Source organism: Aeromicrobium sp. REDSEA-S32_B7, from assembly GCF_001626145.1.
In the GTDB taxonomy this organism is placed as follows: Bacteria; Actinomycetota; Actinomycetes; order Propionibacteriales; family Nocardioidaceae; genus Aeromicrobium; species Aeromicrobium erythreum.
In genome coordinates this window covers 1-10,199 of record NZ_LUNF01000136.1, presented here as the reverse complement: position 1 = coordinate 10,199, position 10,199 = coordinate 1, and the positions used below count along the sequence as shown (strand labels likewise).

Below are 10,199 nucleotides of genomic sequence, written 5' to 3'. Positions count from 1 at the left end.
ATCAACGTAGAGCGCGCACCCACCACCGCTGGTCGAGTAGCCGATGCACGCGAGGAACGAGCGTTCGCGTCGGCGTATCGAGACCACTCGGGGCAGACCAGCGTCGAGCGGGCACGCACCCGAGCCTGACCGCTGCCGAGGTCTCGATACAGCGGGACGCCTTCGGCGTGCACCACTCGACCTGCCCTCACCGCTCCTTCGCTGCGCTCAGTCGGGTTCGGGCATCGGGTTCAGTCATCCATCAGGCCGGACTCGAACGCGACGATCACCGCCTGCACGCGGTCGCGGGCACCGAGCTTGGTGAGGATGCGCGAGACGTGCGACTTCACCGTCGCGCTGCTCACATACATCTCGGCGGCGATCTCGGCGTTGCTGAGCCCACGGGCGAGGGCGCGGAGCACGTCGCGCTCGCGGTCGGTCAGGTCGTCGAGGACGGTCGCGTCGCCGCGGGCGCGTCCGGTGGAGCGGGCGATGACACGACGCGTGACCTCGGGCGCAAGCAGCCCGTGACCCTGCGCGGCGAGGCCGATGGCGCTCACGAGGTCCTCGGGCGGGCAGTTCTTGAGCAGGAACCCGCTGGCGCCGGCCTGCAGCGCCGCGAACAGGTACTCGTCGTCGTCGAACGTCGTGAGGATGAGCACGCGTGTGTCGGGGTGCTCGGCGACGATGCGCTCTGTGGCGGTGATGCCGTCGGTGCCGGGCATCTGCACGTCCATCAGCACGACGTCGGGCGACAGCGCCGCGACCTGGCGCTGCGCCTCGTCGCCGTCGCGCGCCTCGCCGACGACCTCGATGTGGTCCTCGATCTCCAGGATCATCGAGAACCCGGCGCGGATCAGCTCCTGGTCGTCGACGAGCAGCACGCGGATGGGGGTGGTGTCGCTCATGCGTCCTCCCGGTCGACGGGGATGCGTACCCGCACGCGGAAGCCGCCCGCGGGTCGGGGGCCGATGTCGGCGAGGCCGCCGTGCATGGCGACGCGCTCGCGGATGCCGTCGAGCCCGAACCCGCCGCCGTCCTCGCGGGCGTGGAGCGGGTGGGGCCGTCGTCGAGCACCTCCACCTCGACCGCGGCGCGCTCCCCCGGCTCGCTGAGGTGGCGCAAGGTCACCCGCGCCGACGTCGCCGCGGAGTGACGGCGCACGTTGCTGAGCGCCTCCTGCGCGACCCGGTAGAGCGACAGCCCGACCGTGTCCGGCACGGGGAACGTCTCCCCCACGCAGTGCACCTCGACGGACGGGCGGTCGGTGGTCACGGCGAGCTGGCGGACGTCGTCGAGGCCTGGCTGGGGGCCGCGGTCCGACGGCGCGGCGTCGTCGTCGGAGCGCAGCAGCCCGACGATCTGGTGCATCTGGGCGACGGCCTGGCGCGACGACGTCTCGATCGCCCCGAGCGCCTCGCGGGCGCGCTCGGGCCGGGCCTCGAGCAGGCGGCTGGCGCCGGCGGCCTGCACGCCGATGCCGCTGACGTGGTGCGCGACGACGTCGTGCAGGTCGCGTGCGATCCGGACCCGCTCGGCCTGCACGGCCTGCCGCTGCTCGACGTCCTGCACGGCGCGCTCGCGCTCGCGCTGGTCCTCCACGAGCGCGCTGCGTCGGGCGCTGAGGTAGGCGGCCTGCCCCCAGGCGATGGCTCCGAAGAAGTACATGACGTTCAGCGCGACGCTGTAGACGATGAGCGCGACCTTGGGTGGCAGCAGACCGGTCTGTTCGCCGAGCGGCGGCATGAGGTCGCGACCGAACGACCACAGCAGCCAGCCGAACATGCCGACGAGCACCACCAGGGTGACGACCATCAGCGACCTCGGCCGCCGCGACCACGCCCACGCGGCGTAGAGCGCGGCGAAGAGCACCATCTGGATGGTGAAGACGGCGCCCAGCTCGAGCAGCCGCTCGCCGACGACGATGAAGACGGCCGAGACCACCACGAGGACGGTCAGCGGGTACTGCCGACGCCAGCACAGGGCGAGGCCGCCGAGGCCGAACCACAGGTACGCCTCGACACCCTTCCAGCCCGTCGACACGCCCGACGCGCTGGCGTAGACCTGCACCGACGCGACGCTCACGAGGGCCGCGACGACCCCCAGGACGACGTCGGTCGCCAGCTGGGCGCGCGTGGGTCGCGGTCGGGTCCAGGAGCGGTCGAGGATGCTCACGCCTCGACCCTAGCGAGGCTACGCCCCGGTAGGCGTGCGCCCGTGGCGACGCTGGGACGGCGGCGTACGCTGGACGGCGTGACGATCGCACCGGACGGCCGCAAGATGCTTCGACTCGAGGTCCGCAACAGCCAGACCCCGATCGAGAAGAAGCCCGAGTGGATCAAGACCCGCGCGAAGATGGGTCCTGAGTACAACGAGCTGATGAAGCTGGTGAAGGGCGAGGGTCTGCACACGGTCTGCCAGGAGGCCGGCTGCCCCAACATCTTCGAGTGCTGGGAGGACCGCGAGGCCACCTTCCTCATCGGCGGCGAGCAGTGCACGCGACGTTGCGACTTCTGCCAGATCGACACCGGTAAGCCGGCTCCGCTCGACCGCGACGAGCCGCGTCGCGTGGCCGAGAGCGTGCAGAAGATGGAGCTGCGCTACTCGACGATCACCGGCGTCGCCCGCGACGACCTGCCCGACGGTGGCGCGTGGCTGTACGCCGAGACGGTCCGCAAGATCCACGAGCTGAACCCGGGCACCGGCGTCGAGAACCTCATCCCCGACTTCAACGGCAAGCCCGACCTGCTCGAGGAGGTCTTCAGCTCCCGGCCTGAGGTCCTCGCGCACAACGTCGAGACCGTGCCGCGCATCTTCAAGCGCATCCGTCCGGCGTTCACGTACGAGCGCTCGCTCGACGTCATCACGCAGGCGCGCGACTACGGCCTGGTCACCAAGAGCAACCTCATCCTCGGCATGGGCGAGACCCGCGAGGAGGTCTCGCAGGCGCTGCGCGACCTGCACGAGGCGGGCTGCGACCTCATCACGATCACGCAGTACCTGCGCCCCTCCCCGCGCCACCACCCCGTCGAGCGCTGGGTGAAGCCCGAGGAGTTCGTCGAGCTCAAGGACGAGGCCGACGAGATCGGCTTCGCCGGCGTCATGTCGGGCCCGCTCGTGCGCTCGTCGTACCGCGCCGGACGCCTCTACCAGCAGGCCGTCGAGAGGCGTGAGTCCACGGGCGAGGTCGTCCTCCGCCACACGGACGGCGCCGCCTGAGGCACCCGTAAGATGGACGGCATGTCCACCCCTGCCGCCCCGCCCGAGGGACGTCTGCGCCAGCTGCGCCAGGCGTACAAGATCACCAAGCAGTCCGACCGCAACGTCGGCCTGTTCATGCTGCTGGCCTTCGTGCTGGGCGCCGGCATCCCGGCCGTGCTGCTGCTGACGTTCATCGGCACCGGCGTGCTGGCGATCGTCCTCACCGTGATCATCTCGGTGCTGTTCGGCATCCTCGGCGCGCTGTTCGTGCTCGGACGTCGCGCGGAGAAGGCGGCCTACTCGCAGGTCGAGGGCCAGACGGGCGCCGCTGCAGGCGCGCTGCAGATGCTGCGTCGCGGCTACCACGTCAAGCAGGCAGCGGCCTTCAACAAGAACCAGGACGTCGTGCACCGCGTCGTCGGGCGTCCGGGCATCATCCTCGTCGGCGAGGGCAACTCCACCCGCGTGCGCAGCCTGATCGCGTCGGAGCGCAAGAAGCACGCGCGCATCGTGGGCGACGAGGTGCCGGTGCTCGAGGTCGTCGTCGGTCGCGGCGACGGCGAGGTGCCGCTGCCGAAGCTGATCAAGCACGTGCGCAAGCTGCCGAACGCCATCAAGCCGGCCGAGCAGACCGCGATCCTCAACAAGCTGAAGGCGCTCGACGCGATGCGCCCGGCCGCACCCATGCCGCGTGGCCCGGTGCCGACGAGCATGAAGGGCGCCCGCCGCCAGATGCGGGGCTGATGCCTCGCACGTGGCTGGTCCTGGCGCTCGCGGCGACGCTCGGCGTCGGCGCGTGCCAGGCGGCGACGTCGGGCGAGATGACGAGCCAGACGTACCGCTCGCTCGACGCGCGCGGCGACGCGCTCACGCCCGACGACGTGCGCGAGGCCGGTGGCACGGACGACCCCGACCTAGCGCGCACGTTCGTCGAGGAGGGCGGACGGGCGGAGCCGTCGGGGGCGTCGTGCCTGTACGCACGGACGACTTACCGCGAGTCCTACCGCGGGGTGGCGCGCTTCTGCTTCGACGGCGCGACGGTCGTGTCGGTGGAGCGCAACCGCGCCGACCTCGACCGCTGAGCGACGTCAGATCCCGAGGCGGGCGACGCGCGACCCGGAGAGGATGTCGTGCAGTCCCCGGTGGTCCTCGTTCTGGATGACGGCGGGGATCACGAGGCACAGCAGGGCCGTGCGCAGCGCCGCCCGCGGGAGGCCGATCGGCTGCCCGTCGGGCGAGACGACCTGCAGGCTCAGCACGCGCTTGCCGATGGAGTAGCCGAGCACGCCGGTCAGGAGCGTGACCTCGACGAAGAAGACCCCGAGGGTGACGAAGGAGCTGACGGCCCCCTCCCCCGCCAGCGGCGTCCGGGTGACCGCGACGACGCTGAGCATCGCCACCGCCCAGTCGATGAAGAGGGCCAGCAGGCGGCGACCGAGCGAGACGTCGTACACGTCGTGAGCCTAGCGGGCGGCTCGCCGCCGACACGTGGCGTTCATCCTCGGGCGAGACTTGTAACATGCCCGAAACAATGGAGTGACGGTAGGGAAACTGCCTCTGCCTAGCGTCGGTGACGCGGCCGCCGAGGCGTCCGCTCCCGCCACATCGACGACCAGGCCACCATCGCGTGGCTGAGGAGGCCCCATGTTCGGCAATGCCGACGAGTTCTTCAAGTACGTCAAGGACGAGGGCGTCGAGTACCTCGACGTCCGTTTCACCGACCTGCCCGGCATCCAGCAGCAGGTGACGCTGCCGGCGTGGACGTTCGACGCCGACGCCGCCGAGAACGGTGTGGCCTTCGACGGCTCGTCGATCCGCGGCTTCCAGAGCATCGACCAGTCCGACATGGTGCTCTACCCCGACTTCGGCACGGCCTACGTCGACCCGTTCAAGCGTCGCAAGACGATCGCGATGGACTTCTTCGTCCACGACCCGATCACGGGCGAGGCCTACTCGCGCGACCCCCGCAACATCGCCCGCAAGGCGGAGGCGTACCTGGCCACCACCGGCATCGGCGACACCGCGTTCTTCGCGCCCGAGGCCGAGTTCTACATCTTCGACCGCGTCAACTACGGCACCAGCGCCAACAAGTCGTTCTACGAGATCACGTCGCTGGAGTCGGCCTGGTCGACCGGTGAGGACATCACCGACAACCGCGGCTACAAGGTCCGTTACAAGGGCGGCTACTTCCCCGTCGCGCCGACGGACCAGACGGCCGACCTGCGCAACGACATGATGACGAACCTCGCGAACGCGGGCCTCGTCCTCGAGCGCGGTCACCACGAGGTCGGCACGGCCGGCCAGGCGGAGATCAACTACAAGTTCGACACGCTGCTCAAGGCGGCGGACGACATCATGAAGTTCAAGTACATCGTCCGGAACACGGCGTGGGCCGCGGACAAGACGGTGACCTTCATGCCGAAGCCGATCTTCGGCGACAACGGCTCGGGCATGCACGTGCACCAGTCGGTCTGGAAGGACGGCTCGCCGCTGTTCTACGACGAGGCCGGCTACGGCGGACTGTCCGACACCGCCCGTCACTACATCGGCGGCATCCTGAAGCACGCGCCGTCGCTGCTGGCGTTCACGAACCCGTCCGTGAACTCCTACCACCGTCTGGTGCCGGGCTTCGAGGCCCCGATCGCGCTGGTCTACTCGGCCCGCAACCGTTCGGCCTGCGTCCGCATCCCGATCACGGGCTCGAACCCGAAGGCCAAGCGCATCGAGTTCCGCTGCCCCGACCCGTCGAGCAACCCCTACCTGGCCTTCTCGGCCCTGCTGCTCGCCGGCATCGACGGCATCAAGAACAAGATCGAGCCGCCGGCCCCGATCGACAAGAACATCTACGAGCTCCCGCCGGAGGAGTACGCCGAGATCGACATGGTCCCGACGTCGCTGAACGCGGTCCTCGACAACCTCGAGGCTGACCACGAGTTCCTCACCCAGGGCGACGTGTTCACCCCCGACCTCATCGAGACGTGGATCGACTACAAGCGCACCGAGGAGATCCTCCCGGTCCAGCTGCGTCCGCACCCGCACGAGTTCGAGCTGTACTACGACATCTGATCTGAGGGTTTTCACCCTCTGCCAGTCGTTGCCGAAAACGGCGGCTGACCTGCGGAGACGTCTTTCGACGTCTTCCAAACGTCAGCCGCCGTTTCTCGTTGGTGTGTGTCACCAGTGTGTCAACAGAATCAGCAGGACCGGCCTCGGCAATACCCCACCAACGCAACACGACATTAGGCGCAAGCCTAAGATGACTCGGGCACAGTACGCGGCGGCTGTCGGAAAGGACCTGGTGCCCGTTTGGCGAGCGTTGGTACAGCATGCATGAGCGGCTTCCATCCCACGAATCCATGAACCCATAGGGCGCGTCGTTAGTGTGCGCTGGGTGGCACGATCACGACCCTGATCAAGATTTGCATCCGGACGAGAGCGGCGTTTGCTGACGTTCGTGGCGACGCATGGTGGTCTTGCAACATGACGCAAGTGACCCCTGTCCGGTCCAGGCGCGACCTCAAACGCACCGAGCGTTCGCGGAAGGCTTCGAATCAGAATCGACCCGGACCGATGCAGGAATATTTCTGTCGATAAGAGTGGAATATCGTCGGATGGTCTGCCTATAGTTACAGGTGTGGCATTCCCTTCAGTTCATGAGGAGACGCGCCGGCCAATGGTCGGCACGGTCCGAGTCGCGCGCGGGTTGACGCAGACTGAACTCTCAGCGCGCAGTGGGATCTCGCAAGCGGTGTTGTCGAAGTTGGAGAGTGGCGCGGTCGAGCTGGACTCAAGTCGATTAGCCGCATTGTCAGTTGCGCTGAAGACTCCCGAGGAGCTCTTACGTCTCCCCTACGCCGACGTCGGTGCCGCCCCGTTCGTTTTTCATCGCAAGCGTTCGACGCTCCCTGTTTCGAAGGCCAACCAGATCCGGGCGGAGTTGGAGCTTACGCATCTGCAGGTTGAGCGCATCCTTGGGGAGCGGCGGCCTACGACGGCGATCCGGCGCACCCCGTTGCCCGACGACGGGTTCGTTTCCCCGGAGGAGCTTGCGCAGGATCTGCGCAAGGAGCTGTCGATCGCGCCGGGCCCGATCCCGGACCTGACTGCGGTGCTCGAAGCGGCGGGCGTGGTCGTGCTGGTGAGGGACTTCGGGTCCGCCCTGATCGACGCGATCATGAGCTGGCCCGACGGCCGCGTGCCGCTGGTGATCGCTGGCATGCATGCGCCTGCGGACCGGCAGCGGTTCACGATGGCGCACGAGCTCGGTCACGCGGTGATGCATCAGGTGCCGACAGAGAACCAGGAGTCCGAAGCTGATCGGTTCGCGAGCGAGCTGCTGATGCCGGCGTCGGATATCGCGCCGGCGCTGAAGGGGGTCACGGTCCCTCGGCTGGCTCAGCTCAAGCCGGTGTGGGGTGTCTCGATGGCTGCTCTACTTCGAAGGGCTCGGGACCTCGGTGGCATCAGCGAGTCGCAGTACAAGCAGGTCAACATCGAGTTCTCCAAAGCCGGCTACCGGAGCCGGGAGCCGGTGGAGTTGCCCCGAGAGTCGCCATCGCTTCTGGACGCGGCGCTCGAGGAGCGGATCTTGGCAGGCGAAGACGTTCAGATGATCGCGGAGTCGGCGTTGATGACCGAGGCTGAGTTCCGCAGAGTTTATGGAGGTGAGGCAGATGAGCGTTGACCAGGGATCGATCCTGAGCACCGTCGTCGATGGCCGCACGTCGTCAGTGCATGCCTCGCGTCCGAGCGTCGTGGGTTCGACTGTCGAGCAGCGACTCTCGCGTCGCGTGTTGGTCGTGGCGAGTACCGAGGCGACCCAGACCGCGGCCCACGTCGACACCGCCGGTGGCGGTCTCGTGGTGGCCGGGACTGAGGCGACGCGGACGGTTCGGCAGATCAAGGCCGCCTATCCCAATCTGACCCTGCTTGTCGACCCGACGTCCCACACCGGGCATGTCGCATCGGAGGCTGAACCGTTCATGCTCGGCGAGGAGGGTCTGTTCGAGTTCACCTTGGCCGATCACCTGGCGGGGCAGATCAGTGCCGGTGCCGACATCGCGGTGACCCCGACGGGCTTCATGGAGCCCGGCGATCCGAAGGCTCTCAAGGCAGCCCTGGAGATCGTAAACGCGGTGGACCGCGATGATGTTCTGTTTCTGCTGCCCGCGCACCCCCGCTGGTGCGCCGAGCCCAACGTCCAGCAGCTCATCGCGGTGGCCAGGCGCAGCCGGCACCCGGTGGCGCTCGCGCTGGGACATAAGACGGACCCGCTGACGACCAAGGGAGTTCCGGCGGGGTTCAGGCGGTTCTTCGCAGAGGTCGGGTGGGCGATGCCCTGGAGGACCGATCTGGCTGCATTCGACGCGCTCGCTCACGGCGCCAAGGCCGCGGCGGTCGGGCAGCTGCCCAGCCTCCGACGGATCAACCTGCCGGGCGAGAAGGGCTTCGCCGGCCGACCGGGTGAGAAGTTTCCCAGCGTCTTGATGAACGACCTGCTTCGCTACAGCCGCGTCAGCCACATGCGGGAGAACTGGTTCGCCAGCGTCAGCCCCTACGCCTGCGACTGCTCGGTGTGCGTTGGGCGCGCGGTCGACCGGTTCAGCGGATCGCCTGAACATCGCCTCGAGGCGCACCTGCATAACCTCGCGATGATCAACGCGATGCGCCAGGACATTGACGGACTGACCCAGGCGCAGATCGCCCAGTGGTGGCGTCGTCGCCTGCTCGACTCCGAAGAGGCGCACATCAAGCTCGGCGCCTACACCTCGACCACGGTCGGCATGCCGGCGGTCGTGAAGGAGTGGATCGACCTCGCAGGCTAGCCGCGCCTGGAGACCACTGATCCCGCCAAGCCGGTCTGCGAATACACGACCTCAGCGAACTTCCACGATGCGCCGGTGTACCGCTCAGGCTTGAACGGCACCGGCCCCAACAAGTCTCTGACTGTCGATGCTTGGCCGGTCGTTTGGCTCGCCACAGCAACACCAATGCCCAGGAACTTCGCCTCAAGCCACATAAGGTCATCGTCAGCGGGTTCCCGGTCAAGCAAGATGCGGCGCTCACAGTACGGTCCAAACCTCGCTGCGGCGGCGAGCGCTTGACGCCACGATCGTCCAGGGACCGTCACTCGGTCGACTCGAAGCGGCGGGCGAACCGTGCGCGTGGCGTACGGCTGGCCACGACGGTCGATGGTTAGCTCGATCCCAGGCACACCAGCGAGTAGGTCGGTCTCATAGCTCGATAGCCCTGCGACATAGTGAGGCTTACCGAGCGGGAGTGTGAGCAGCAAGTTCAGCAAGTCGAGATCTCGCAGCTTGATTGCGCCAACAGCACGACGGCGCCATATCTCCGTCTCGTCAAGAGTGATCTCCGCTAGAACGTCGACGTCCCGAACGCGGACCTCTTGGCAGAGGACGTCGCCGTCAACGCTCAGGAACGGCTCCAACCCTGGTGGCCTTGTCATCGCTGCGTCCTCTCATTGCGACCGTTCGTGTCTCGTAGAGCCTCGTGACTAGCCGGCATCGCCGACGGCCTCCTTACATAGGAGCGAAGCTGCGTCCCAAAACGGATGTGACCTGCGGCTGTACCGCTGCGTTCGCTCCCTCCGCTCTCTTGGCAGCCTCTCGACCAACCCGACCGTCGTCAGATCCTCCAGCAACCTGTGCACCGTACTTCCCGCCAGCTTCGTGCGGCCCACCACCTCCGGCGCTGTGAACTCCGAGCCCCGGGCAGCGGCGATCGAGTCGGCAACCCGCAGCATGTGCCGGTTGCCGAACAAGGTCTTGGACCAGACCAAGTCAGTATCATCCCGCCCACTCACACATCGCACTTTATCCTAGATTCCGGAATCTCGAATCTAATTTGAAGTACGAGACTTGCTCCTCGGCAGCGAGCCACCCGACCGAGGATGAATGCCATGACTAGTGATGAGACCGAGCGCAAGCTCCAAGCCTCGATGGCTGCGCACCTGTCCTCAACGCAAACCGAGAATCGCACCGGAAGAACCGCACCTGCCC

The 10,199-nt window shown here is 67.4% G+C and carries 11 protein-coding genes and 1 pseudogene; 7 read left to right on the top strand and 5 right to left on the bottom strand.

Going from position 1 to position 10,199, the window contains the following annotated elements:
* Positions 1–230: 230 nt before the first annotated feature.
* Positions 231–887, bottom strand: a complete 657-nt coding sequence (locus A6Q79_RS09835; protein WP_286689381.1) for a response regulator transcription factor — start codon at positions 885–887, stop codon at positions 231–233.
* 80 nt (positions 888–967) lie between these two features.
* On the opposite strand from A6Q79_RS09835, the gene A6Q79_RS09830 reads away from it, so the two are divergent.
* Positions 968–1,135 (top strand): hypothetical protein, encoded by a 168-nt coding sequence (locus tag A6Q79_RS09830; RefSeq protein WP_286689382.1) that lies wholly within the window; start codon positions 968–970, stop codon positions 1,133–1,135.
* Positions 1,136–1,326: 191 nt separating this feature from the next.
* Here the strand turns inward: A6Q79_RS09830 and A6Q79_RS18630 are convergent.
* Positions 1,327–1,647 (bottom strand): annotated as a pseudogene (locus A6Q79_RS18630) (sensor histidine kinase); the annotation flags it as partial.
* 585 nt (positions 1,648–2,232) lie between these two features.
* Between A6Q79_RS18630 and lipA the strand changes: the two are divergent.
* The 3 genes from lipA to A6Q79_RS09815 are packed head-to-tail and all read left to right on the top strand — an operon-like array spanning position 2,233 to position 4,262.
* Entirely contained in the window at positions 2,233–3,198 is a 966-nt protein-coding gene (gene lipA, locus A6Q79_RS09825) for a lipoyl synthase (RefSeq protein ID WP_286689383.1), read from the top strand.
* Between the two features lie 21 nt (positions 3,199–3,219).
* Positions 3,220–3,924, top strand: a complete 705-nt coding sequence (locus tag A6Q79_RS09820) for a DUF4191 domain-containing protein (protein ID WP_067858433.1) — start codon at positions 3,220–3,222, stop codon at positions 3,922–3,924.
* Positions 3,924–4,262 carry a hypothetical protein gene (locus A6Q79_RS09815; RefSeq protein ID WP_286689384.1) on the top strand — a complete coding sequence of 113 codons (339 nt, stop codon included), beginning with the start codon at positions 3,924–3,926 and terminating at the stop codon, positions 4,260–4,262. The genes A6Q79_RS09820 and A6Q79_RS09815 overlap by 1 nt, the downstream gene beginning before the upstream one ends.
* A gap of 6 nt (positions 4,263–4,268) precedes the next feature.
* Here the strand turns inward: A6Q79_RS09815 and A6Q79_RS09810 are convergent, their stop codons facing one another.
* Positions 4,269–4,634 carry an RDD family protein gene (locus tag A6Q79_RS09810; protein ID WP_067858438.1) on the bottom strand — a complete coding sequence of 122 codons (366 nt, stop codon included), beginning with the start codon at positions 4,632–4,634 and terminating at the stop codon, positions 4,269–4,271.
* Between the two features lie 190 nt (positions 4,635–4,824).
* Between A6Q79_RS09810 and glnA the strand changes: the two genes are divergently transcribed.
* The 3 genes from glnA to A6Q79_RS09795 all read left to right on the top strand — a co-directional run bounded on the left by glnA (position 4,825) and on the right by A6Q79_RS09795 (position 9,005).
* Complete coding sequence (gene glnA / locus A6Q79_RS09805; protein ID WP_067858441.1) at positions 4,825–6,246, top strand: type I glutamate--ammonia ligase; 1,422 nt, start codon at positions 4,825–4,827, stop codon at positions 6,244–6,246.
* A 607-nt stretch (positions 6,247–6,853) separates the two neighbouring features.
* Positions 6,854–7,864, top strand: a complete 1,011-nt coding sequence (locus A6Q79_RS09800; RefSeq protein ID WP_286689385.1) for an XRE family transcriptional regulator — start codon at positions 6,854–6,856, stop codon at positions 7,862–7,864.
* Positions 7,854–9,005, top strand: coding sequence for a hypothetical protein (locus tag A6Q79_RS09795; RefSeq protein ID WP_286689386.1), 1,152 nt, complete (start codon positions 7,854–7,856; stop codon positions 9,003–9,005). Before A6Q79_RS09800 ends, A6Q79_RS09795 begins: the two co-directional genes overlap by 11 nt.
* Here the strand turns inward: A6Q79_RS09795 and A6Q79_RS09790 are convergent.
* Both A6Q79_RS09790 and A6Q79_RS18625 read right to left on the bottom strand, forming a co-directional pair.
* Positions 9,002–9,628 carry a hypothetical protein gene (locus tag A6Q79_RS09790; protein WP_286689387.1) on the bottom strand — a complete coding sequence of 209 codons (627 nt, stop codon included), beginning with the start codon at positions 9,626–9,628 and terminating at the stop codon, positions 9,002–9,004. The two genes, A6Q79_RS09795 and A6Q79_RS09790, sit on opposite strands and share 4 nt — an antisense overlap.
* 66 nt (positions 9,629–9,694) lie before the next feature.
* Complete coding sequence (locus A6Q79_RS18625) at positions 9,695–9,943, bottom strand: helix-turn-helix domain-containing protein (protein ID WP_353681403.1); 249 nt, start codon at positions 9,941–9,943, stop codon at positions 9,695–9,697.
* Positions 9,944–10,199 lie beyond the last annotated feature (256 nt).

What these genes read in the sequence shown, in the direction of transcription:
- A6Q79_RS09835 (WP_286689381.1), bottom strand. Translation starts at nt 887, where the DNA reads ATGAGCGACACCACCCCCATCCGCGTGCTGCTCGTCGACGACCAGGAG.
- A6Q79_RS09800 (WP_286689385.1), top strand. Translation starts at nt 6,854, where the DNA reads ATGGTCGGCACGGTCCGAGTCGCGCGCGGGTTGACGCAGACTGAACTC.
- A6Q79_RS18625 (WP_353681403.1), bottom strand. Translation starts at nt 9,943, where the DNA reads ATGCTGCGGGTTGCCGACTCGATCGCCGCTGCCCGGGGCTCGGAGTTC.
- A6Q79_RS09820 (WP_067858433.1), top strand. Translation starts at nt 3,220, where the DNA reads ATGTCCACCCCTGCCGCCCCGCCCGAGGGACGTCTGCGCCAGCTGCGC.
- A6Q79_RS09815 (WP_286689384.1), top strand. Translation starts at nt 3,924, where the DNA reads ATGCCTCGCACGTGGCTGGTCCTGGCGCTCGCGGCGACGCTCGGCGTC.
- A6Q79_RS09795 (WP_286689386.1), top strand. Translation starts at nt 7,854, where the DNA reads ATGAGCGTTGACCAGGGATCGATCCTGAGCACCGTCGTCGATGGCCGC.
- glnA (WP_067858441.1), top strand. Translation starts at nt 4,825, where the DNA reads ATGTTCGGCAATGCCGACGAGTTCTTCAAGTACGTCAAGGACGAGGGC.